This window comes from Sulfitobacter sediminivivens (genome assembly GCF_042611115.2).
GTDB lineage: Bacteria > Pseudomonadota > Alphaproteobacteria > Rhodobacterales > Rhodobacteraceae > Sulfitobacter > Sulfitobacter sediminivivens.
Map to the genome: position 1 here is coordinate 263,004 of NZ_JBHGAR020000002.1, position 23,560 is coordinate 286,563.

General features: G+C 57.2%; 23 protein-coding genes. 8 read left to right on the top strand and 15 right to left on the bottom strand.

Going from position 1 to position 23,560, the window contains the following annotated elements:
• Nucleotides 1-67: 67 nt before the first annotated feature.
• The gene (locus tag ACEWL3_RS03660; protein WP_386177659.1) at nt 68-1,372 is read left to right on the top strand and encodes an SPOR domain-containing protein; all 1,305 of its coding nucleotides are present in this window, start codon (nt 68-70) and stop codon (nt 1,370-1,372) included.
• Between the two features lie 79 nt (nt 1,373-1,451).
• On the opposite strand, the gene ACEWL3_RS03665 is transcribed toward ACEWL3_RS03660, so the two are convergent.
• Both ACEWL3_RS03665 and ACEWL3_RS03670 read right to left on the bottom strand, forming a co-directional pair.
• The gene (locus tag ACEWL3_RS03665; RefSeq protein WP_386177660.1) at nt 1,452-2,465 is read right to left on the bottom strand and encodes a hypothetical protein; all 1,014 of its coding nucleotides are present in this window, start codon (nt 2,463-2,465) and stop codon (nt 1,452-1,454) included.
• 94 nt (nt 2,466-2,559) lie between these two features.
• Nucleotides 2,560-4,191, bottom strand: a complete 1,632-nt coding sequence (locus ACEWL3_RS03670; protein ID WP_386177661.1) for an AMP-binding protein — start codon at nt 4,189-4,191, stop codon at nt 2,560-2,562.
• A 72-nt stretch (nt 4,192-4,263) separates the two neighbouring features.
• On the opposite strand from ACEWL3_RS03670, the gene ACEWL3_RS03675 reads away from it, so the two are divergent.
• The 3 genes from ACEWL3_RS03675 to ACEWL3_RS03685 all read left to right on the top strand — a co-directional run bounded on the left by ACEWL3_RS03675 (nt 4,264) and on the right by ACEWL3_RS03685 (nt 6,762).
• Complete coding sequence (locus tag ACEWL3_RS03675; RefSeq protein ID WP_386177662.1) at nt 4,264-5,220, top strand: DMT family transporter; 957 nt, start codon at nt 4,264-4,266, stop codon at nt 5,218-5,220.
• Nucleotides 5,221-5,230: 10 nt separating this feature from the next.
• Nucleotides 5,231-5,878, top strand: a complete 648-nt coding sequence (locus ACEWL3_RS03680) for a sulfotransferase family 2 domain-containing protein (protein ID WP_386177663.1) — start codon at nt 5,231-5,233, stop codon at nt 5,876-5,878.
• 191 nt (nt 5,879-6,069) lie between these two features.
• A complete protein-coding gene (locus ACEWL3_RS03685; protein ID WP_386177664.1) occupies nt 6,070-6,762 on the top strand; it encodes a Hint domain-containing protein in 693 nt (230 codons plus the stop codon).
• 575 nt (nt 6,763-7,337) lie between these two features.
• Here ACEWL3_RS03685 and ACEWL3_RS03690 read toward each other — a convergent pair.
• From ACEWL3_RS03690 to ACEWL3_RS03730, 9 genes are all read right to left on the bottom strand, one after another.
• Entirely contained in the window at nt 7,338-9,539 is a 2,202-nt protein-coding gene (locus ACEWL3_RS03690) for a 3-hydroxyacyl-CoA dehydrogenase NAD-binding domain-containing protein (RefSeq protein ID WP_386177665.1), read from the bottom strand.
• A 24-nt stretch (nt 9,540-9,563) separates the two neighbouring features.
• Nucleotides 9,564-9,860, bottom strand: a complete 297-nt coding sequence (locus ACEWL3_RS03695; RefSeq protein WP_386177666.1) for an acetyl-CoA acetyltransferase — start codon at nt 9,858-9,860, stop codon at nt 9,564-9,566.
• A complete protein-coding gene (locus ACEWL3_RS03700; RefSeq protein ID WP_386177667.1) occupies nt 9,860-11,071 on the bottom strand; it encodes an acetyl-CoA C-acetyltransferase in 1,212 nt (403 codons plus the stop codon). Before ACEWL3_RS03700 ends, ACEWL3_RS03695 begins: the two co-directional genes overlap by 1 nt.
• 15 nt (nt 11,072-11,086) lie before the next feature.
• Entirely contained in the window at nt 11,087-11,725 is a 639-nt protein-coding gene (locus ACEWL3_RS03705) for a glutathione S-transferase family protein (RefSeq protein ID WP_386177668.1), read from the bottom strand.
• A gap of 127 nt (nt 11,726-11,852) precedes the next feature.
• Nucleotides 11,853-13,010 (bottom strand): acyl-CoA dehydrogenase family protein, encoded by a 1,158-nt coding sequence (locus ACEWL3_RS03710; protein WP_386177669.1) that lies wholly within the window; start codon nt 13,008-13,010, stop codon nt 11,853-11,855.
• Between the two features lie 20 nt (nt 13,011-13,030).
• Complete coding sequence (locus ACEWL3_RS03715) at nt 13,031-13,243, bottom strand: hypothetical protein (RefSeq protein ID WP_386177670.1); 213 nt, start codon at nt 13,241-13,243, stop codon at nt 13,031-13,033.
• Between the two features lie 46 nt (nt 13,244-13,289).
• Nucleotides 13,290-15,071, bottom strand: coding sequence for an acyl-CoA dehydrogenase C-terminal domain-containing protein (locus ACEWL3_RS03720; RefSeq protein ID WP_386177671.1), 1,782 nt, complete (start codon nt 15,069-15,071; stop codon nt 13,290-13,292).
• A 48-nt stretch (nt 15,072-15,119) separates the two neighbouring features.
• Nucleotides 15,120-15,521 (bottom strand): MerR family transcriptional regulator, encoded by a 402-nt coding sequence (locus ACEWL3_RS03725; RefSeq protein ID WP_386177928.1) that lies wholly within the window; start codon nt 15,519-15,521, stop codon nt 15,120-15,122.
• A gap of 198 nt (nt 15,522-15,719) precedes the next feature.
• Complete coding sequence (locus ACEWL3_RS03730) at nt 15,720-16,091, bottom strand: MerR family transcriptional regulator (protein WP_386177672.1); 372 nt, start codon at nt 16,089-16,091, stop codon at nt 15,720-15,722.
• A 119-nt stretch (nt 16,092-16,210) separates the two neighbouring features.
• On the opposite strand from ACEWL3_RS03730, the gene ACEWL3_RS03735 reads away from it, so the two are divergent.
• Genes ACEWL3_RS03735 through ACEWL3_RS03745 form a run of 3 tightly spaced genes read left to right on the top strand, consistent with a single transcriptional unit; the run spans nt 16,211 to nt 18,513 of the window.
• The gene (locus ACEWL3_RS03735; RefSeq protein WP_114877384.1) at nt 16,211-16,633 is read left to right on the top strand and encodes a PaaI family thioesterase; all 423 of its coding nucleotides are present in this window, start codon (nt 16,211-16,213) and stop codon (nt 16,631-16,633) included.
• Nucleotides 16,630-17,148, top strand: a complete 519-nt coding sequence (locus ACEWL3_RS03740; protein ID WP_386177673.1) for a PaaI family thioesterase — start codon at nt 16,630-16,632, stop codon at nt 17,146-17,148. The genes ACEWL3_RS03735 and ACEWL3_RS03740 overlap by 4 nt, the downstream gene beginning before the upstream one ends.
• A 27-nt stretch (nt 17,149-17,175) precedes the next feature.
• The gene (locus ACEWL3_RS03745) at nt 17,176-18,513 is read left to right on the top strand and encodes an MATE family efflux transporter (protein WP_386177930.1); all 1,338 of its coding nucleotides are present in this window, start codon (nt 17,176-17,178) and stop codon (nt 18,511-18,513) included.
• Between the two features lie 62 nt (nt 18,514-18,575).
• Here ACEWL3_RS03745 and arsC read toward each other — a convergent pair whose 3' ends face one another.
• From arsC to ACEWL3_RS03760, 3 genes are read right to left on the bottom strand one after another with little or no spacing between them, the layout of a single operon-like run.
• Nucleotides 18,576-18,920, bottom strand: coding sequence for an arsenate reductase (glutaredoxin) (gene arsC / locus ACEWL3_RS03750; protein WP_386177674.1), 345 nt, complete (start codon nt 18,918-18,920; stop codon nt 18,576-18,578).
• Nucleotides 18,917-19,957 carry a quinone-dependent dihydroorotate dehydrogenase gene (locus ACEWL3_RS03755; protein ID WP_386177932.1) on the bottom strand — a complete coding sequence of 347 codons (1,041 nt, stop codon included), beginning with the start codon at nt 19,955-19,957 and terminating at the stop codon, nt 18,917-18,919. Before ACEWL3_RS03755 ends, arsC begins: the two co-directional genes overlap by 4 nt.
• A gap of 16 nt (nt 19,958-19,973) precedes the next feature.
• Nucleotides 19,974-20,324 (bottom strand): DUF952 domain-containing protein, encoded by a 351-nt coding sequence (locus ACEWL3_RS03760; RefSeq protein WP_386177675.1) that lies wholly within the window; start codon nt 20,322-20,324, stop codon nt 19,974-19,976.
• A gap of 189 nt (nt 20,325-20,513) precedes the next feature.
• Between ACEWL3_RS03760 and ACEWL3_RS03765 the strand changes: the two genes are divergently transcribed.
• Nucleotides 20,514-22,070, top strand: a complete 1,557-nt coding sequence (locus tag ACEWL3_RS03765; RefSeq protein ID WP_386177676.1) for a bifunctional metallophosphatase/5'-nucleotidase — start codon at nt 20,514-20,516, stop codon at nt 22,068-22,070.
• A 70-nt stretch (nt 22,071-22,140) separates the two neighbouring features.
• Here ACEWL3_RS03765 and ACEWL3_RS03770 read toward each other — a convergent pair whose 3' ends face one another.
• Nucleotides 22,141-23,436, bottom strand: a complete 1,296-nt coding sequence (locus tag ACEWL3_RS03770) for an MFS transporter (RefSeq protein ID WP_386177677.1) — start codon at nt 23,434-23,436, stop codon at nt 22,141-22,143.
• Nucleotides 23,437-23,560: the final 124 nt, after the last annotated feature.

Below are 23,560 nucleotides of genomic sequence, written 5' to 3' on the forward strand. Positions count from 1 at the left end.
GGTTCTGAGCCTAGACTTGGGCGGCGCTGTGGGGCATCGTAAGTGACATATTGTGTGGGGGCACGTGATGAAAATTACACGAATTTTGGCAATCGCTCTTGTTGCCGGGTCGCTTGGTGTCAGTACATTGCACGCCCAGATCACAGAACAGCAACCAGCAGAGTTTCCGCCACCGTCCTATAAGGGCAAACAATATGTGGACAGCAAGGGATGCGTGTTCATCCGCGCCGGCATTGACGGCAATGTGTCATGGATCCCCCGCGTCACCCGCGCCCGCAAAACGGTATGTGGTTTCAAACCATCAATTGTGGGACAGGTTGCCCCGGCGCCGACCCCCGCGCCTGCCGCTGAAGAGCCTGTCCAGATCACTTTGGACACCACCGCAGCGCCATCCGCGGTCAAGCAAGCACCGCGCGTTGCGGCAAAGCCGCGCAAGGTACCTGCAAGGGTTGTCCGGCAAACCGCGCCAAAAAAGCTGCAGCGCGCAGCCCAACAGCCCGCCGTTGTTGCTCAGGCTCCTGCAACGACAGGTCGGTCACAGGTTCAAACCGCGTGCCCCGATGCGTCACCTTTGTCACAGCAGTATCTGCGGCGCAGCAAAAATCTGGCAGTGCGCTGCGGCCCGCAAACGGCCCCGATTGTGGGTGCAAACGGTGTGATCGGAGATGCTCAGGTGGAGGGGGCATCCGGGCAATATGCTGGCACCCCGGCCTCAGCGTCCCAAATCACCACAACCACGCGCATTTTGCCAAGACATGTGGCGTACAACCGGATCAATACCCGCAACGTTGCTGTGCCGAAGGGCTACAAGAAAGTCTGGGAAGACGACCGGTTGAACCCTTATCGGGCGGAGCAAAACCTTCAGGGGCGTTCTCAGATGCTGCTGATCTGGACACAGACCGTGCCGCGCCGTCTAATTGATAGAAGATCTGGGCGCGATATGACGGCGTCCGTGCCGCTGATCTATCCCTACCTCGACTTGACAACGCAGAGCCGCGAGTTGGGTCAGGTCACGATTGTTCAACGTGATGGGCAGATCGCCAAACGGGTGGTGCGCAATCCCGGGGTGCGCAAACCGGTCTATTCCAGCCGATCTGCACCCAGCTCAAATGCCACAAAGCCAGCAACACCGCGCATTTTGACCCGTAATCATTATGTTCAGATCGGCACCTTCGGTCAGCCGGCAAATGCCCAACGGTCGGCGCAAAATATCGCTCGGATGGGCATGCCGGCGCGGATTGGGAAACATCGCAGCAACGGCAAGACTTTTCTGACCGTTCAGGCCGGACCGTTCAACGATGAACGTAAACTGCACTCCGCGATCACACGGTTGCGCGGCGCTGGTTACACGGACGCATTTGCCCGGAAATAGCTGCCCGTCCTTTTGGGTAACGCCCAGGGCCAGTCGGACTTAACCCAACTGGCCTTTTTGCCTAGGGTCCGAAAGATCGCTATCCGCCACAGATGTTTTGCAAGCGCAGCCAATCCGAGTCAGACATCAGCGGCTCTGTCAGCTGTCCGTTCATCGGATCCCCTTCGATCAGGCTCAGAACCGTTTCACCTGTGATATCAATGGCATAAGCATAAGGGGTGCTGCGCAAGGCAGCGACTTTGAACTGGGCCAGATGTGCCAACGTTTCGGGCATGGTTGGTGGCCGCGCCATGAGGTGTTCCGCGTATCTGTCCAAGGCGGCGTCGCTCACATCACCGGTGGTGAGCAAACGGAAATTCTCGCGGATGCCGACAGATCGCAACAGATCGTGCAAAGGATCTTCGACGGCACGATTGGCCATTTCAGTCACCACATAACCGGCTGCGACATCAGGCTCCTCGTAATCCTCAATAACACTGCGGCCCAACACGATCATGCCACCGGGCAAGTGCAGGCTGGTGCGGGGCATATCCGGCAGCACGGTCAGCTTTCCCGCTTTCAGCCGCGCGCCAAGTCGCGCAAGGGCAGCTTGACCGTTGGCGTCGCTGCAGGCCGGGCCAGATACCCGTTCGACACGCTTGAGCAAAGCCTCGCCAATACTGACCCGTTTTACGCCCGGCACAACCCTAAGGGTGTGATCACGCATGGCACCGGGCAACCAGAAAACGGCAAAACCAACTACGACGGCAAAGGACATCAACATGCCAAGCCACCGCAACCTGCCCGGTTTGGGCCGGGTTCGGTCAATCGCACGCCGTAGCGTTTCGATGGCCTCGATCATCTGCGCTTCGTCTTCGGGCAGTTCAAGCGTTTCGCCTGGGTCACCATCGGGATGATAGATCGCAGGGCGGATGCCTGCATTGGCGCGCTCCACTGCTGCGAGGGACCAATGTGCCAAGGCCTGATCCTTGAGATCGCTGATGATCAAAGTGGCATCACCAATCGACACAATCACCTCGCGCCGCTGCGCATCGGGCGTTGCACGCCAAAGGCCAGTCGCCTCGATGCGGGCATATTTATTGAGGGCGGTCATGGGGCTGCTGCGGTGCCTTGTTGTTTTTAAGGCACTTTAGCATAGCTTGCGTCCGGGGCAATGGTGGGGTTTCAGCACAAAAAAGTGCAGCATCCTATTCAACTTCAGCGGCACGTTTGCGCAGCTCGAACTTCTGGATTTTCCCTGTCGAGGTTTTTGGAAGCTCCTGAAAAATGATCCGCTTGGGTGTTTTGAACCCGGCCAACGTTTCGCGGGTGAATGCGATCAAATCGGCCTCATCGCCCTTCGCTCCGGGTTTGAGCTCAACAAAGGCACAGGGCACTTCACCCCATTTATCATCCGGCTTGGCCACAACGGCGGCAAGGTTCACGTCCGGGTGGCCCATCAGAACGCCTTCAACTTCGACCGAGGATATGTTTTCGCCGCCCGAGATGATGATGTCCTTGGCACGATCCGCGATCTGAATGTAGCCATCCGAGTGCTGGACCGCCAGATCGCCGGAATGGAAATAGCCACCGGCAAAAGCCTCGCGCGTGGCCTCGGGGTTCTTGAGGTAGCCTTTCATCACCGCATTGCCGCGGATCATGATCTCACCCTGGACACTGCCATCCATCGGCACCTGTTGCATGGTACTGTCGGTCACGGTGATGTGTTCCATCATTGGCATTGCGACCCCCTGGCGTGATTTGATCGCGGCGCGGGCAGGGGCATCAAGCGTGTCCCAGTCCTGGCCGCGCCACAGACATTCGGTGACATGGCCATAGGTTTCAGTCAGGCCGTAAACCTGTGTGACGCTGAACCCCAGTTTCTCGATCTTGCCCAAGGTGGCAGGCGCAGGGGGGGCACCTGCGGTAAAGACCTCGACCACGTGATCAAAGCTGCGGCGTTGGTCATCTGGCGCGTTCACCAACATGTTCAGCACAATCGGCGCACCGCCAAAATGGGTCACCTTCTCATCCGCAATCGCGTCATAGATCGCGGAGGCCGTGACATCGCGACAACAGACAAGCGTGCCGCCAATCAGCGGCATCATCCATGTGTGGTTCCAGCCGTTGCAGTGAAACAGTGGCACGATCTGCATAAACACCGGGTGCAGAACCATGCGCCAGCTGATAACCGTGCCCATGGTCATCAGATACGCACCGCGATGATGGTACACGACCCCCTTGGGCCGGCCGGTGGTCCCCGATGTGTAATTGAGTGCAAGGCTTTCCCATTCGTCCTGCGGCATCTGCCAGGGGTATGCGGCGTCCGCCCCGGCCAGCACATCCTCATATGCCGGATAACGCCCCGTTGCGGGAAACCCTGCGGCGGGATCAGGCACCTCGATGATCTGCGGCGCGGTCCCTTCCATGGCAGTACAGGCAGCCTCGGCCAGATCGATAAACTGGGTATCCACCAACAGCGCCTTCGCGCCGCCATGTTCAAAGATATAGGCGACAGTGTTCACATCCAGCCGCGTGTTGATCGTGTTCAGTACCCCACCACAAGCGGGGACCCCAAAGTGCGCTTCGGCCTGGGCTGGGATGTTGGGGATCAGCGTGGCCACCACATCGCCGGGGCCAATGCCCGTGCCCACCAACGCAGATGCAAGTCGGGTGCAGCGATCATAATACTGCGCATAACTGACGCGGTGGTCGCCATAAATCACGGCCGTTCTGTCGGCAAAGACATGGCGCGCCCGTGCCAAATGAGAAAGCGGTGTCAGTGCCACAAAGTTTGCGGCACATTTTTCCAACCCGGTCTCGTCCTGCATCCAGCCCATGTCGGTCCCTCCCCAGCACTTCATGTCGCTTTAGGGGTTGAGTATTACGGCGCAGGCGTGACTTTGGAAGAGGTGAAAACGAACAAAGGGCAAGATGTGACGACGGGTGATGTAAAACCGGGGCTGGCGGCACTGTCTGTATTGGGCGGGATGGCAACATTGGGTCTGACAGACAACTTTGTGCCCTATATTTCCGAACGTGGCTCGCTGTGGCAGTTCCATATGCTGCGCAGCATCATGGCGTTTGGTGTGCTGGGTCTGATTGTGGCACTTGGCTTTGGCGCACTACGGCCCAAGCGGCTTGGTGCGGTGCTGGGACGCAGCCTGTTTCAGGCGGGTGCAATGTTGATCTATTTTGGCTGCCTGTCGGTGCTGCCGATTGGCGTGGTGGTGGCGGGGCTCTTTACCGCACCGCTCTTTGTTGTGCTCATATCAATCCTTTTTCAGGGTAAAACAGTTGGCCCGTTTCGCTGGGCGGCTGTGGGATTGGGGTTTGTCGGGGCGCTGATGGTGATCCGACCTGATCCCGATGCGCTGAACATTGTCGCGTTTCTGCCAATTGTTGCGGGGTTGCTGTATGCCATTGGTGCCGTTGCAACCCGCGCATGGTGTGAGGGTGAAGGGACCCTGACCCTCACGGCAGGTTTCTTTGGCATGTTGGGGGTCTTTGGCACAATCGGCGTGCTGATGATGCCGGGCGACGGACTACCGGGTCATGCGGGATTTGTTTTGCGGTCCTGGGGCCCGATGGATGCGCAAATGCTGTTCTGGATTGCGGTACAGGCGGTTGGATCGCTGTTGGGCATCGGTTTGATTTTTCGTGGCTACCAATTGGGCGAGGCAACCCATGTGGCGGTATTCGAGTATTCGCTGCTGGTCTTTGCCAGCTTTTGGGCATGGGTGTTGTGGGATCAATCTGTTCCACTGCTTGGCCTTGTTGGTATGGCATTGATCGCGTTGGCCGGAATCCTTATTGCGCTGCGGTCAGGCGCACCTGTTGATATGCGCGGCGCATCCGTACTGGAATAAGGACGATACCGTGATCATCAGTCGGGGCCGCGCGTATATCTTTGTCCACATCCCAAAGACTGGGGGCACCTCAATGACGCTGGCGCTTGAGGACCGTGCGATGAGAGACGACATCATCTTGGGCGACACGCCCAAGGCGCGCAATCGGCGACGCCGGGTGAAAGATCTGCCATCACGCGGGCGGTTGTGGAAGCATTCGACACTGGCGGATATTGACGGGCTCGTCGCACCCGATGAACTGGCCGACCTGTTCTGCTTTACCTTGGTCCGCAACCCCTGGGACCGGGTGGTCAGCTATTACCATTGGCTGCAAGAGCAGACGTTTGACCATCCGGCTGTTGGTCTGGCCAAGGCCCTGCCGTTCGACGGGTTTTTGAAAAATACCAGCACCAAAGCCACGCTGCGCAATTGGCCCTCAACGCGCTATATGCAGGATGCGCAGGGCACAGAGCGGTGCAACGCGTTCATCAGGCTTGAGCATTTTGCCGAAGATGCGGCCCCTTTGGTGCAACATCTGGGGTTTGATCTGACCTTAACAAAGGCGAACCGGTCGGACCGGCAACCAGACTTCCGGGGATATTACACAGCAGAAACCCAAAACATCATAGCCGAGTGTTGTGCAGAGGATATCGCGCAATTCGGGTATTCCTTTTCCTGAATTATCATTCCGTTAATACATTCTTGGCGATTGGGGCGATTTCGTGAACCAATTCTCTGAAATCCACTCTTACTGTGGCCAATTGGGGCATCAATGCCCCAATTTCGCCTTATTTTTGACTAGCCATGGACATGTGAATCACTCTTGATAGTTGCATTCACTGCAGCTGCGCCCTGCCAAGGCGCATCACCATGGGGATGGATGATATGTTTGGATGGAACAACAAACCGCCGGGGGTTAACCGCCGTTCAATTGAAACGACCGGTGCTTATGACGGAGGACTTGCCGCTTTGACGCACGGTCTGATGGCGGGCACCCACGTTGCCTCAAACCTTGGTTGGCGTGTGATTGAAGCGCTGACAGTCGGCGACATGGTGCTGACCTTTGACCACGGCATGCGCGAGATTACGGAAATTCGCCGTTCAACCGTTTGGCTGGATGCCCCTGAAACCTCCCCTGCCATGTGGCCGGTGATCATCCCTAAAGACGCTTTGGGAAACCGCACTGAACTGACGCTTCTGGCGGATCAGGGTGTGCTGGTGGAAAGCGATGCGGCCGCGGACATGTATGGTGATCCGTTTGCGATAATCCCCACGCATGTGTTGGAAGGTGTACGCGGCATTCATCGCGCCGCGCCGCCGCATCAGGTCGAATTGATCGCCGTCTATTTCGCCGACGAAGAAGTGATCTATGCGGAAGGCGGCGCATTGATCCACTGTCCCGCAAACAGGCTGGCCCTCGTCAAATTCATCGAGGCACAGCCTTCGACTTACGACGTCCTGAACATCCGCGACGCGGCGTTCTTGGCGGAATGTCTGACCATCGAAGATCAGATGCTGGCCAAAGGCAGTCCCGTAGACAGCCAGATCGCTGCGCACTGCTGATCTGAGATAACACTTTGATCCTTTGGAGGGGGGGGCAAAGATTAGGACATTCACATCGGGAAAAAGGGGGCCACATGGGCGGCCCTCTTTTTCTTTTGAATAAGCAGCAGGTTTGTTCCCGGAGTTGCCGGTTTTCAACCGATCAATGCAGTAGTTAGCCCTTAGCTAAAGACGGCGTAAACACCATCAAGCATCAGCGCGGTGTGATCGTTGGATGAAAGGTTAGCCTTTTCCCAGATGCACCGAAATGTTGTCATCCACTGGCAGGGTCATAAGATTGACCAGTGTGGTGGTGAAACCCGCGCGTGTGGCGACATCCCGAAGGCTTTGTAAAGTGAAGTAGTTTACATGGTCAGGATAGCAAAAACCGCACCATTTTGGTCCGATGACACGCCGGTTGAGCGATCCATTGGGTACCGCAATAAGATCTGAAGTTATCCTAAGAGAAATCGGTGAGATGTATACGTTTTGCTTTTTCCAATGGCTGCTTCACTTTGCATTGCGCAGTTCTGCCCGAAGGGCCAAAGCAAAAAGGGACGCCAAAGCGCCCCTTTTTATTCGTCAAAATGACAGGATCACGCGGCCTTTGCGTCCGGGTCGAACCGTCCATAAAAGCTCTGACCCTTAGCTGCCATTTCGCGCAGAAGATCGGGGCAGGCGAACCGTTCGCCAAACTTCTCGGCCAGTTGATCGCAGCGCTCCGCCGCATAGGGTGCGCCGATCATATCAAGCCAGCTGAGCGGGCCACCAGACCACGGGGCAAAACCCCAGCCCAAGATCGCGCCGACATCACCTTCGCGGATGTCCATCAGCACGCCTTCTTCCAATGCGCGCACCGCCTCCAAAGTTTGGCTGAACAACAAACGGTGCTGGACCTCGATGAGGTCAGGTTGATCATCAGACAGCGGGTATTTTCCCCCCAGTCCTTTCCACAGGCCCTCGCGTTTGCCCTTGTCGTCATAGGTATAAAAACCGGCGTTGGCTTTGCGGCCCAGACGCCCTTCGGCTTCCATCCAGAACACCAGTGGGTCGATGTCATCGTTGGGATATTCTGCGCCCATCGCGGCCTTGGTCGCGCGGGCGATCTTGGCCCCCAGATCAATCGATGTCTCATCCATCAACTGCAACGGGCCGAGTGGCATACCAACCAGTTTCGCGGCGTTTTCGATCAAGGCCGGCTCGACACCTTCCTGAACCATCCGCACCCCTTCGTTGATGTAGGGGATGATGCAACGGTTGGCGTAAAAGAACCGCGCGTCATTGACCACAATCGGCGTTTTGCGGATCTGGCGCACAAAATCGAGCGCCTTTGCCACGGCCCGGTCGCCGGTTTGCTTGCCCTTGATGATCTCAACCAACAGCATTTTTTCGACAGGCGAAAAGAAGTGGATGCCGATGAACTGGTCATCGCGTGACGATGCTTTGGCCAGATCGGTGATCGGCAAAGTCGACGTGTTGGAGGCAAAGATGCACTCCGTTGGGATCACTGCCTCAACCTTCTTGGTCATTTCGGCTTTGACCTTCATATCCTCAAAAACCGCTTCGATGATCAGATCGCAACCCTTGAGTGCGTCCAGATCGGTGGTTGCGGTGATCAGGTCCAATGCGGCCTGCTTCTTTTCCTCGGTAGATTTCTTGCGGGCGATGCCTTTGTCGAAATAACCAGCAGCATAGGCTTTGCCTTTGTCTGCGGCCTCTTGTGTTTGATCAATCAGTACGACCTCAATACCCGCCTGAACCGACACCAAGGTGATGCCAGCGCCCATCATGCCCGCACCCAACACACCCAGCTTTTTCACACGCTGATCAGGCACGTCGGCTGGACGCACAGCGCCTTTTTCCAAGGCTTCCTTGTTCAGGAAGAGTGACCGGATCATTGCACCTGATGACGGGTTCATCAGCACATTGGTGAACCAGCGCGCTTCAATCTTTAGCGCTGTGTCAAAGGGCACCAATGACCCTTCATACACCGCAGAGAGCAATGCCTTGGCCGCCGGATAGACACCTTGGGTTTTTCCGTTCACCATTGCACTTGCTCCCACAAAGGTCATGAAACCCGCAGGATGATAAGGCGCGCCGCCGGGCATTCTGTATCCCTTTGCGTCCCATGGTTTGACCAGATCGGCGTCCTTGGCATTCAACACCCAAGCATGTGCTGCGGCCATCGGATCATCCGCAACTTCGTCAATGATGCCTGCTTTCACAGCGGCGTCCGGCGACACCAGCTTGCCCTCCAGCAAGAACGGCGAGGCCGCCATCGCGCCCATTTTGCGCACGAAACGCGTGGTACCACCGGCACCCGGAAAAATCCCAACCATGATTTCCGGCAGACCAATACGGGCCTTCGGATTGTTGGCAGCAAAGATGCGATGCGTGGCCAGCGGCAGTTCCAGGCCAATGCCCACGGCTGTACCCGGCAACACGGATGCAATCGGCTTGCCACCCTTGTTCGTCTTTGGGTCCATGCCCGCGCGTTCAATCTTGCGCAGCATGTGGTGCATTTTCATCGTGCCCTCAAACAACCCGCGCGCCGGATCATCGCCTGCGTCTTCTTTCATCTTGGCCAGCAGGTTCAGGTCCATGCCACCGGCAAACGATCCGTCCTTGCCAGAGGTGATGATCACGCCCTTCACGGCCTCATCCGCCAATGCGGCGTCGACCAAATTATTGAGTTGCTCAATTCCTTCGAACGACATCACGTTCATGGATTTCTCTGGGACATCCCAGGTGATCACGGTGACGCCATCTGCGTCAGTCTTCATTGTAAAATCGGTCATATCTTCTCTCCCGTTTTGGGGTGTTCAAGTGCGCCGAGGCGTGTAGTCGGCAAATTTCTCAAGCAGTTGTTCAATCAGCGCCAGAGTGACGTCAGGGCCATGCGCGCAATCATCTTCGCTCAGCAAAATGCGCTTGGACTGCTGGAAATAATCCCGGTCAAAGCTGTCGCTGGGGTCGGGGCGGTATTTGAAGAACAACGGCGGAGCGTCCTGATACAGACGCACATAGTCGCCGTCATTTTCCACCTTGATTTCAAGGTTCATATTGCGCTCTGCCGCCAAGGCGGCCACCGCGTGAAAAGGATGTTTTGCGCCGGTCATTACACACGCTCAATAATGGTGGCGGCACCCATGCCGGATGCGATGCACAGCGTGGCCATGCCGACCTCTTTATCGCTGCGCTCAAGCTCATCCAGCAGTGTGCCGATGATCATGGCACCGGTGGCACCCAAGGGGTGGCCCATGGCAATAGAGCCGCCGTTCACATTGACCTTGTCATGATCCACATCGAACGCCTGCATGAACCGCATGACGACGGCGGCAAAGGCTTCGTTAACCTCAAAAAGGTCGATGTCGCCGATCTTCATCCCATTGTCTGCGAGGATCTTTTCGGTCACTGGCACAGGGCCGGTCAGCATGATCGTAGGGTCCGTGCCGATCTTGGCGGTGGCACGGATACGGGCGCGGGGTTTGAGCCCGTATTTTTCGCCGAATTCCTTATTGCCGATCAGTACGGCGGCGGCACCATCGACGATACCTGACGAGTTGCCCGCATGGTGAATGTGATTGATCCGCTCAAGATGCGGATATTTCATGATGGCGATCTTATCAAAACCAGGCATGACTTCACCCATCGCCTGAAACGCCGGATTTAGGCTGCCGAGAGATTGCATGTCGGTTTGGGGGCGCATGTATTCGTCGTGATCCAGAATCGCGAGGCCATTTTGGTCGCGCACGGTGATCACGGATTTTGCAAATCGCCCGTCGTCCCACGCGGCCTTGGCACGCTGCTGCGAAGCAACAGCCAGCTGATCGGCATCATCACGGGTGAACCCGTATTCTGTCGCGATGATGTCAGCCGAAATACCCTGCGGCACAAAGTATTTTTCCATCGCCAATGTCGGATCAACGGCAATCGCTGCACCATCGCTGCCCATCGCCACCCGGCCCATCATTTCGACGCCGCCCGCGATATAGGCCATGCCGGCACCACCTCTGATTTGGTTCGCAGCAAGGTTCACAGCTTCCATTCCGCTTGCACAAAAGCGGTTGATCGCAAGCCCGGGGATGCGCTCATCAAGGTCCGAGGCAAGCACCGCAGAGCGTGCCAGACAGCCGCCCTGTTCCATCACCTGCGTGACATTGCCCCAGATCACATCCTCAACGGCATGACCTTCAAGGTTGTTGCGCTCTTTCAGCGCGTTCAGTGTCACGGCAGACAAACGCAACGACGTCACTTCGTGCAAGGATCCGTCCTTGCGGCCTTTGCCGCGCGGGGTGCGGATCGCGTCATAGATATAGGCTTCAGTCATGGTACATTCTCCGTATTAGGCGCGGTCAGCAGGGCTGCCGGGCATCAAATCGTAAGGGGCTTTCCAACCCTGTGTTTCAGACAGGCGGGTGAGCCAGGCGTCGATGTGGGGCCATTCCGTGCGGTCAAAGCCGAACGGTTCAGGGTAGTAGAGATAGCCACAGCAGCTGAGGTCGGCATTGGTGATGGCGTCGCCGACGATCCAGTTGCGGCCCTTTAGGTGATCGTTCAAGACGGCATAGGCGGCTTTGAGGCGGCCTTGGTTGAACGCAATCACTTCCGCCGGGCGTTTGTCTTCAGGCAGAAAGTTCATCAAAAACCGGGTGAGACCGGCGGTTGAGCTGAGCTTGTGATTATCCCACAAAACCCAGCGCAGGATTTCGCGCCTTTCGGTACCGTCTTTGCCGCCAAACTTGCCGGATTTTTCGGACACATAATCCTGAATGGCACCCGATTGGGTCAATTTCAGATCGCCATCAATCATCACCGGCGCTTCGCCCATCTCATTGACGTTGGCGCGGTATTCCGGCTGCCGGGTTTCACCCCCAAAGAAGTCAACTTTGACCGGTTCCCAGTCCAGCCCGGAAAGCTCCAGCGCCAAAGCCGCCTTGTAGGCATTCCCGGATTCGCCGAAGCAGTGAAGTTTGATTGTCATCGTCAGTTCCTTTTGTATCTGTCGTGCAGCGGTATTTTAGAAAGGGTGAAGGGATAAGAGACCCTTGGTTTTCACCCTTTTACAAAGACCGTGCACCGCGTTTGCTGCGGGCTGCACACGTGCAATGTCACAGCGCGCGTCCAATGAGTTCTTTCATGATCTCATTGGTACCGCCGTAGATCCGTTGCACACGGGCATCGGCCCACATTTCGCCAATGGCATATTCCTGCATGAAGCCGTAACCGCCATGCAGTTGCAGACATTCATCCAACACGTCGCCTTGCGTATCGGTCAGCCAATATTTCTGCATCGCAGCTTTCTCGACGGTGAGCGCGCCGCGCAGGTGGTCAGCGATACATTCATCCAGGAACGCCCGTGCGACCATGGTTTTGGTTTTGCATTCCGCCAGCTTGAACCGGGTATTCTGGAACTGCGTCAGCGGCCCACCAAAAGCCTCGCGTTCCTTGCAATAGGCAATGGTGCGTTCCACAGCACCCTCCATCGCACCGACCGCACCACAGCCGATGATCAGGCGTTCCTGCGGAAGTTGCTGCATCATCTGATAGAAACCCTGACCCTCGTCCTGACCAAGGATGTTCTCGGGGGGGATTTCAACATTGTCGAAAAACAGCTCGGACGTGTCCGCGGCGTGCAGCCCAACCTTGTCAAGGTTACGTCCGCGCTGAAATCCGTCTGCGCCATCCGTTTCAACCACCACCATCGACACGCCTTTGGACCCTTCGGAGGGGTCTGTTTTGGCAGCAACGATGATCAGGTTTGCGTGCTGACCGTTGGTGATAAAGGTCTTTTGCCCGGACAGGCGATACGCATTTCCATCGCGAATGGCCTTGGTCTTGATCCGCTGCAGGTCAGACCCGGTCGACGGTTCGGTCATCGCCAGCGCGCCAATCAATTCGCCAGACACCATCTTGGGCAGCCAGCGTTTTTTCTGTTCCTCGGTGCCATAAGCAAGCACATAATGGGCCACGATGCCGGAATGGATGCCGTGACCCCAGCTGGCAAGATTGGCACGCGAGCCTTCGATCAGGATTGCTGCTTCATGGCCGAAATCGCCACCCGGACCGCCATATTTTTCGGGGACCGACGGGCAGAGCAGCCCCAATTCGCCGGCCTGTGCCCATGTGTCACGGTCCATCTGGCCCTGTTTCCGCCATTTCTCGAATTTCGGGGCCCATTCGGCGTTGATAAATTGCGCCGTCATATCTGCGATCATGCGGTGTTCGTCGGTCATCCAAGAGGATGGTCTTGAGCCTTGGTCGTTCATTTTGCCCCCTCCCTGGTGGATCAGCGCTTGCGGCTTTCAAGCTCTGAGTTGAACAGCCGTAACCGGGCTGTCAGGTTTTCTTCGTTTATCACCGAATTAAAGTTCTCAAACAGGAACGACAGCGCCTCACCTTCGTCCAGACCCGCTTCGGCGCTGAATTTCTTCAGGCGGCGATATCCGTCTTCGGTCATTGCGACTGGAAAACGGCGGGTCAGGCGAAAGCGTTTGGGCATGATGTCTCCGGGTTGGGGTAGGGTGGGGGCATGCCCCACCGCTACTTTAGAAGTTTGCAGCCTCCAGCGCCATGACCGTATCTGCGCCCGATTCAATCCGGGTCAGATGCAAGGCAGTGGCAGGCAACTGGCGCGCCATGTAGTAGCGTCCAGTGGCCAGTTTCGTCTGATAGAAAGCGGTGTCGCTGGCACCCTCATCAAGCGCCTTTTGCGCGGCCAGACCCATTTTCGCCCACATCAGGCCAAGGCAGACATGGCCAAACATGTGCATAAAGTCATTTGACCCGGCCAGCGCGTGATTGGGGTTCTTCATGCCGTTCTGCATGAAGTACATGCCCGCCGCCTGCAAATCTTTGCTGGCCGTTTTGAGCGGATCAAGGAAATCCGCATCGAATTCAGCGTTCTGGCCGGTATTGTCTTTGATAAAGGATTTCACCAGATCAAAGAACGCCATCACATGCTTGCCACCGTCCTGTGACAATTTGCGCCCCACAAGGTCAAGGGCCTGAACGCCGTTTGCCCCCTCGTAGATCATCGCGATCCGGGCATCACGGGTGAATTGGGACATGCCCCATTCCTCGATATAACCGTGGCCGCCATAGATCTGCTGTGCTTTGACGGTCATGTCATAGCCCTGATCGGTCAGGAATCCTTTGATCACCGGGGTCAGCAGCGACACGAGGCCGTCCGCATCCTTGTCGCCGGCACGGTGCGCGGCGTCGATCATCATCGCCCCCCACAAAAGAAACGCGCGGCCCCCTTCAACGAAAGACTTTTGATCCATCAGCGAACGGCGAATGTCGGGGTGCACGATCAGTGGATCGGCAGGTTTGTCGGGGAACTCGGCACCTGTCACGGCACGGCCCTGCAAACGGTCGTTGGCATAGATCACCGCGTTTTGATACGCGACCTCGGCCTGCGCGAGGCCCTGCATGCCGACGCCAACCCGCGCTTCGTTCATCATGGTGAACATTGCCCGCATGCCCTTGTGCTCTTCGCCTAACAGATACCCGGTGGCGTCGTCATAATTCATCACGCAGGTCGAGTTACCGTGGATGCCCATTTTCTCTTCGATCGACCCGACCGTGGCACCGTTGCGTTCGCCCAGCGATCCATCTTCGTTCACGATGAATTTTGGTACGATGAACAGCGACACGCCTTTGATACCCTCGGGGCCGCCTTCAATCTTGGCCAACACCAGATGGATGATATTGTCGGCCATGTCATGTTCACCGGATGAGATGAAAATCTTTTGCCCGGTGATTTTATAGCTGCCATCGCCCTGCGGGATCGCCTTGGAGCGCATGAGGCCCAGATCGGTGCCGCAGTGCGGTTCGGTCAGGTTCATGGTACCAGTCCATTCACACGACACCATTTTCGGCAAATAAGTGTCTTTTTGCGCGTCGGTGCCATGCACCAGAATGGCCGATGCCGCCCCGTGGGTCAGGCCCTGATACATTGTGAACGCCTGGTTCGCGGCGGAAAACATTTCGCCCACTGCAGTACCCATCACATAGGGCATGTTCTGCCCGCCGTATTGTTCCGGCATGTCGAGCCCCGGCCAGCCGCCTTCCTTGACCTGCGCAAAGGCTTCTTTGAAACCTGTCGGTGTATAGACAACCCCGTTTTCCAATCTGCACCCTTCTTTGTCACCCACCACGTTCAGCGGGGCCAAGACGTCGGACGTGAGTTTCCCGGCTTCTTCGAGGATGGCAGACGTGAAATCAGCCTCAAGCTCGTCATAGCCGGGCGTCTTCGACGCGGTCACGTTCAGCACGTCGTGCAATACAAATTGAAGGTCTTTGGTGGGGGCGCTGTAGCTGGGCATCAAGGGTCTCCGTAGAATTGCTTTGTGGGGGTTTTGGGCTAAAGGCGATTATTCCGCTGCATTGCGCTGCTGGTTCATTGAGGCGATCATTTTTTCACCCCATTTGAGTTGGTCTTGCAGATCACTGATCGCTTCATTCAATTCGTCGCGCTGCGCTTCCATATCGGCAAGGCGGGAGCGGGCAATTTCGTAGGTGCGCGAAATCTGGGTCTGCTGCTGGTCGTCCATGTGGTACAAATCCAGCAGCTGCCGAATTTCCTCAAGGCTGAAGCCAAATCGCTTGCCGCGCAGGATCAATTTCAGGCGTGCCCGGTCACGTTTGGTAAACAGGCGTTTTTGTCCTTCACGCACTGGAAACAGAAGTTCCTTCGCTTCGTAAAAGCGCAGGGTCCGCGGCGTGACATCAAAGGCATCACACATCTGGCGGATCGTCATCGTGTCGTTATTTATCATCATCACTCTCATCAGAATGTTGCGTTCTGTATCGGAAATGGGCCGTTTTTCTGTCCTTACAACAGGCACCCACGTTTACGTAACTAAGACGCTACGTCACTTTGGCAGGTGACGTAACTGGCGAGTAGGTAAATGGGAAAATGCTGTGGCGTCCTGCAAATTTGAGCGAAAGTCCGTGCGCCTTTTGAGTTTGGATCAGCTCTTGAGTGCCTTCGCCGTGTCATCACGCAAGCGCTGCAATTCGAGCATTGCTTGATCCAACTGTTTGCGCTGCTCGGCCAGTTCTTCCAACTGTCCGTCAGCCAGTTCAATCCATGCTTTCATCTGCACGTCGGTGCCTTCTTTTTCATAGATCAGCAACCACTGGCGGATGTCCTCTAGGGAAAAGCCAAATTTGCGGCCGCGCAAAATCAATTTCATGCGTGCGCTGTCGCGTGGGCCATAGAATCGCGCCCGTCCTTCACGGTCGGGTTTCAAAAGCTCGATATATTCGTAATAGCGCAACGTGCGTGGTGTCACGTCGAACTTGGCACACATTTCTTTGAACGTCAGGCGCTGCACTGCCATGGTCACTCTCCCTTTGGACAGGCTAGAACCAAGGCGTGCCAAGCGCAACAGTTGGCCTTGCCCTTTGTGCGTACCGGCTTGATAAAGGGCAAAATCCGGTGGACAGAGGCGCATACAATATGTCTGACAAGATCAAAATGGCCCGCCAGTTCATCCAGGCGCTGCCCCATTCTGTGGCACTGGGGATGGAGGTGGTGGATCTGGATGATGGCACCGCTGTCATATCAATGCCCTATGCCGAAAAACTGATTGGCGATCCAAAGACGGGAGTGGTGCACGGCGGCGCGGTATCGGCGTTGATGGACACCTCGTGTGGGGCCGCCGTGATGAGCCATCCAAGCCATCCTGCGGGCACGGCGACGATGGATCTGCGCATCGAATACCTGCGTGCGGCCAAGCCGGGACAGACGATCACCACCCGCGCGACCTGTTACCACGTGACCCGCTCGGTTGCTTTCGTGCGGGCCACGGCGACCGACGAAGATACGGACAATCCCGTGGCCACCGCCACCGGCACCTTTACGGTGGAGGGGAAAAGATGACCACGCAGCCCAAAAGACGCCCCCCCGAGCCTGTTCAGGTGATCAAGCAACGCCGTGACGGGGTGCTGCGCGCCATGGTCGAAGGCGTGCCCTATATTCAGTTTCTCGGCATCCAGTTTGAGCGGCGGGGTGATGAGCTGACGGCTGTCTTGCCTTTCTCGGAAACGTTGATCGGCAATCCAATTCTGCCGGCCCTGCATGGTGGTGCCACTGCGGCGTTTCTTGAGGTCACTGCGATCATAACCTTAAGCTGGGGATTGATCTGGGAAGATATGGAAAGCGGCGCGCTGGATGTTACCCAGCTTGATCAAGACCACCTGCCCAGACTGCCAAAGACAATTGATTTCACGGTTGATTATCTGCGCTCTGGCCTGCCGCGTGATGCCTATGCGCGCGCGCGGATCAACCGATCCGGCCGGCGCTATGCCAGCGTCCATGTGGAGGGCTGGCAAGACAACCGCGCCAAACTGTTTGCACAGGCCACGGGGCATTTTGTCATGCCCCAGCGCGAGTAAATGGCGGACCCCATCGGCACTGCCGAGATGCGCGTGGCGAACAAAGGTGTGAGTGACCCACGCGAAGTGGTGACCCACCGCCGGGTGCTTAACATCGCGATCCCGATCGTGATTTCAAATGCCACCGTTCCGATCCTTGGGGCGGTGGACACCGGCGTTGTCGGCCAATTGGGGCTTGCTGCACCGATTGGGGCCGTGGGTCTGGGTGCGATCATCCTGACTGCCCTCTATTGGGTGTTCGGGTTTTTACGCATGGGCACCGTTGGCCTGACCTCGCAAGCTGCGGGCAACGATGATACGGCTGAGGTTGCCGCCTTGCTGACCCGCGGTCTGCTGATTGGCGTGGGGGCCGGGGCGCTGATTGTGGCCCTGCAAATTCCGCTCTTTTGGGCTTCATTCTCTCTCGCGCCGGGATCGGCCGAAGTGGAGGGGCTGGCACGCCAATACATGGCGATCCGGGTCTGGTCGGCCCCTGCCGCAATCTCGCTTTATGCCATCACCGGCTGGTTGATCGCTCAGGAACGCACCCGTGCCGTTTTGGTCATTCAGGTCTGGATGAACGGTCTGAACATCGTACTGGACCTGTGGTTTGTTCTTGGCCTCGATTGGGGTGTGCAGGGCGTGGCCTATGCCACCTTTCTCGCAGAATGGAGCGGCGCGCTGCTGGGCCTGTGGTTTTGCCGCGCGGCTTTTGCCCTTCCGGATTGGCGCAATTGGGTGCAGGTGTTCGACCGCCCGCGTTGGGTCCATATGATGCGCGTCAACACAGACATCCTGATCAGGTCGCTTCTGCTTGAGGCCATGTTCGTGTCGTTCCTGTTCATGGGCTCCGGCCTCGGTGATGTGACACTGGCGGCCAATCAGGTGTTGCTGCAGTTTTTGATGATCACCGCCTATGCCCTGGATGGCTTTGCCTTTGCCGCAGAAGCACTGGTGGGTCGCGCACTGGGGGCAAGACAACGCAACGTGCTGCGGCGCGGCGCGCTGCTGACGTCTGGGTGGGGGCTGATCATCTGCGTGTTAATGACATTCGCCTTTGCGGCAGCCGGAGGACCGATCATTGACCTGATGGCCAAAGCCCCCGAGGTGCAGGACGCGGCCCGTTCCTATCTGCCCTATATGATCGCCGCCCCGCTTGCGGGATGTGCGGCATGGATGCTGGATGGGATATTCATCGGGGCCACGCGGTCGCGCGACATGCGCAACATGATGGCGATATCCTTTGCCGTCTACGTGGTGGCCGCGCTGATTTTGGTGCCGTCTCTGGGCAACCATGGGCTTTGGCTGTCGCTGCTGATTTCTTTTGTGGTGCGCGGGATCACGTTGGGCCTGCGCTATCCGGCGTTGGAAAGAGCGGCGGGTTAAAGGTTTTCTGGTGAGAAGCCTTAATGAAGACCGTGCCGCGCCATGGATCGCTTGTAGGGCTGTTACAGCAGGTCTTTCACAGCCTCAGGTGGTCGCCCGATTACCGCGCGTGCGCCTGTGAATGCGATGGGTCGCTCGATCAGGATAGGGTGGGCGGCCATCGCGGTGATCAGGTCGGCATCGGCTGTGTCCCCGCGCAAACCCAGTTCTTTGAAAACAGCCTCACCCTTGCGCATCATCTGGATGGCGGGTGGGTTGCCCAATGCGGCCAGTGCCGCTTTAAGCTCGGAAATGCTGGGCGCGTCGTCGAGGTATTTGCGGATCGTGACAGGGTGGCCTGCCGCCTCGATCAACGCCAGTGTCTGGCGCGATTTTGAACACCGCGGGTTGTGCCAAAGTGTGATCATAGCCAATCCTCGCGCTTGCTGCCCACTGCGTCCGCCACAGTTTCAAATCCGTCTTGCGCCAAAAGCCGGTCAAGCCCGTTGGCGATCTCGGCAATCAGAGACAAGCCACCATAAACCAAAGCTGTATAAAGCTGGACCGCCGATGCACCGGCACAGATTTTGGCATAGGCATCTTTGGCCGAACCGATGCCACCAACGCCGATCAAAGGAATATCGGTCAGCGACGACAGCTGCGCCAATACCCGTGTCGATTTGCCAAATAGCGGCGCACCTGACAGGCCACCTGCCTGATCGCGATGCGCGCTTTGCAGGCCCTGACGATCAAGCGTGGTATTGGTGGCAATGATCGCGGCAACCCCCGTGGTTTCGGCCACCTCGGCAATATCTTCGATTTCACCCGGCGTCAGATCGGGCGCGATTTTCAGAAACACGGGTGTTTCACCGCGCACCGCCATCACCCCGTCCAAAAGCCCGGTCAACGCCGCCTTGCCCTGCAGATCGCGCAGCTTTTCGGTATTGGGCGACGAGACGTTGACCGTCGCAAAATCCACATGGCGTCTTGCCGCTTCCATTACGCGTGCAAAATCAGCAGCGCGGTCGGTGCTGGTCTTGTTTGCACCCAAATTCAGGCCCACAGGAATACCCGAACCGCGCCGCGCCAGTCGCGCCACAATCGCATCCGCGCCTTCGTTGTTAAAGCCAAACCGGTTGATCACCGCGCGGTCTTGGGTCAGTCGAAACAGGCGTGGCTTTGGGTTGCCCGGTTGGGGCAAAGGCGTGGCGGCACCGACCTCAATAAACCCGAAACCTGCGCGCGACAGCGGCATAATCGCACTGGCGTTCTTATCAAATCCCGCCGCCAGCCCCACCGGATTGGGCAGGGTGAGCCTGGCAAGGGTCGTCGCCAGACGCGGTGTTGATATGGGTCCGGGGCAAGGGGTCAATCCCATCTGCAAGGCGCGGATCGCCAATCCATGTGCGGATTCGGGATCAATGCGGTGCAGGGCGCTCAGGCCCATCCGCTCCAGCAGGGTCATCATCAGGTCTGCGCCACTACGCGCTGGCCTCTGCCAGACCCACAGGAAACTGGTGCACGCCTTTTTCAATCGGCAAAGGCTGCGCCCAGACGACATCAGCCAGGGCCAGCTTTCTATAGAGATGCGGGAAAAGCGCGTCGCCGCGTGACTTTTCCCACTTGAGCGCAGTGCCGGCTAAATCCGTATCCACGGCGATCAAAAACAACCCCTGAGCACCAGCGAAATGTTTGGCCGCGGTTTCCTCAACCTGCTGGGCTGTCGAGAAATGCACATAGCCATCAGCGATATCAATCGGCGCACCGGGTGTTTCACCATTTTCGCGCAAGGCAGCCCATTCATCAGTCTGAAATATTTTGAAAATCAACATGTCCAAAGTGATGGACCGGACCCCGGTGGCCGTCAAGAGCGGGCAAGCTGAAATTCGCCTGTTAACTGGCAAGGTCCGGGCACCCCCAAGCTTGACGTAGCGAGAGGCGAGGTGCGGCCAACAACTGCTTTGACTCAGGGCACAGCAATCGCCACCATGACAACATCACATTCCAACGGGGGAAAACCGATGAAACGATTCCTAACAGCCACGGCGGCGCTGGCCTTGACCAGTGGCATGGCCGCTGCCGACTATAGCCTGACCATTCTGCACACCAACGACTTCCATGCCCGATTTGAACCAATCAGCAAATATGATGGACCATGTTCAGTCGAGGACAACACCGCAGGCGAATGCTTTGGCGGCTCCGGTCGTTTGCAAACCGCGATCACAGAGGCGCGCGGGCGCACCAATAACGCCATTCTGGTGGATGGCGGCGATCAGTTTCAAGGCACGCTCTTTTACACCTATTACAAAGGTGCCCTTGCTGCTGAGATGATGAACCAGATGGGCTATGACGCGATGACCGTGGGCAACCACGAATTTGATGACGGCCCCGAAGTTTTGCGCGGATTCATGGATGCCGTTAACTTTCCGGTGCTGATGTCGAACGCCGATGTTTCTGCTGAACCGCTTTTGGCCGACAAGCTGGCGAAATCCACAGTTATCGAACGTGGCGGTGAAAAAATCGGCCTGATTGGCCTGACACCTGAGGACACAGATGAACTTGCGTCACCTGGCGACAATGTAATATTTTCCGACCCGGTCGCCGCCGTGCAGGGCGAGGTCGACAAGCTGACCGCCGAGGGCGTGAATAAGATCATCGTGCTCAGCCACTCTGGGTATCTGACGGACCAACGTGTGGCAGCGGAAACCACAGGTGTTGACGTGATTGTGGGCGGCCATTCCAATTCGCTGCTGTCAAACACCAACGAGCGTGCCGATGGACCCTATCCAACAATGGTGGGTGCCACAGCGATTGTGCAGGCTTATGCCTATGGCAAATTCTTGGGTGAATTGAACGTGACCTTTGATGACGCGGGCAATCTGACCGCAGCCACGGGCGAGCCTTTGATCATGGACGCAGCCGTGACCGAGGATGAGCGAACCGTTGCACGCATCGCCGAAGCAGCCGCACCGCTGGAAGAAATCCGCAGCAAGGTTGTGGCAGAAACCACCGAAGCGATCGACGGCGAGCGCGACAACTGCCGCACCAAGGAATGCGCGATGGGCAATCTTGTGGCGGATGCAATGCTGGACAGGGTCAAGGATCAGGGTGTCGAGATTGCAATCGCCAACTCTGGTGGTTTGCGCGCGTCCATTGATGCGGGCGAGGTGACAATGGGCGAGGTGCTGACTGTGCTGCCGTTCCAGAACACGCTGTCGACCTTTTCTGTGAGCGGTGCCACCGTCATTGCCGCACTGGAAAATGGCGTGAGCCAACATGAGGAAGTCGCGGGTCGTTTCCCCCAGGTCGCCGGTCTGAGCTATGCGTTTGATCCAAAGGCCGAGGTCGGCAGCCGCATCAGCGATGTCATGGTCGGCGGTGCGCCGATTGATGAGGCCAAGATGTACGGCATCGTCTCAAACAACTACGTCCGCAATGGCGGTGATGGGTATGACATGTTTAAGACAGCAGAGGATGCCTATGACTTTGGCCCCGATCTGGCCGATGTCACAGCAGAGTTTTTGGCCAAGAATGGTGCCTATACACCCTATACGGACGGCCGGATTGTGATGAAGTAATTCACCACACAGGTCTCAAGACAAAGGCGCGTCCCGTCCGGACGCGCCTTTTTTCATCTCAAAAGTAGTTCTACCTGCTCGATTTGGTCTTTGACTTGGTCGCTTCCCGGATCGATCGAAACTGATCTTGCGGGCGTCGAACGAAATTGCTGCTTTCCATTGTTTGCAAAGTCGATGTGCGCCCGGCAGTGGCAGGTTGGAAATTCGATTTTTCCGCGTCGGCCACGCTGTCGCGTTTGCATATCCGCCAGATCGTATAGCCGATGACCATGAAATGAGAACAAGAGGTGACCAGAAACAAGGCGCGAATGCCAATGCCTGACATGGCAAATCCGGCGACCAGCGGCCCGATGATTGAACCCATGCCATAGGTCAGCAACAGGCCGCCGGAAATCTGGATGGCCGTTCCTGGTTCGGCGTGATCATTTGCATGTGCGACGATCACCGGATACATCGCATAGATCGAGCCGCCCAGGAGGGCCGCGAGGATAAGGTTTATAAGCCGCCCTTCCGGGGCCAGCAGGATGAATGCCAAATCTGCGATCAAAGCGATCGCCGCCACCGCGATCAGGACCCTGCGCCGGTCCGTTTTGTCGGACCACACGCCAACCGGGATCTGAATGAATGCCCCCGCGAGGATCGGGACAGATGTAAAAAGCGCCACAGATGCCAACGTCAGCCCAACCTTTGACGCATAAACCGCCGCCAAAGTGCCAAAGGCGGCGTTCGAGACACCGACCCAGAAGACCGCAAAAACCGCGACCGGCGAATTGCGCCACAGGCTTCGGATGTTAAGCTTGACCAAGGCGAGCGGTGCCGGTGTTTTTGTTGAACTGATCGCAGTCGGAACCAAGGCCATGCAATAGAAAATCGCCCCCAAAGCAAAGAACACAAATCCGTTCGGATCGCCCAGCGTCAACATCATCTGACCGGCGGTGGTCGCGCCAAGGTTGACCATTGTATAGACGCCAAAGATACGTCCGCGCGCCTCTGGTGCGGCTTGCTCGCTCAGCCAACTTTCGACAATCATCGCAGCCCCAGCAAAGCAAAACCCGCAAACACCGCGCAGCGCGATCCATGCCCAGGGGTCGATCACAATGGCGCTGACAAGGATCGAAATTGCCGCAATGGCGGCCATTGCGCCAAAGGAGCGGATGTGTCCGACCCGCGCCACAAGCGGCGATGTCATGATGCACCCGGACACATATCCCAAGGCCCAACCGGTCCCCAAAAGCCCCAATGAGACATCACTGAAGCCTTCATTTGTGCCCCGGATGGGCAGGATCAGACTGTTGATCCCCCCGGCAAACAGCAAAAAAGCGGACCCAAGCAAAAGCGCAGTGACGGGAAGGAACTGTCTGATCATATCGCGTCCTGACAATGAATGGGCCCTTGAGCGTTGTTCCTGTCTGCCAGAAATGGAATAAAAGTGAAACCAATCCCTGTGGGCCTGATCAACTCAGGTGCCCTCAACCAGGGTCATGAATTTG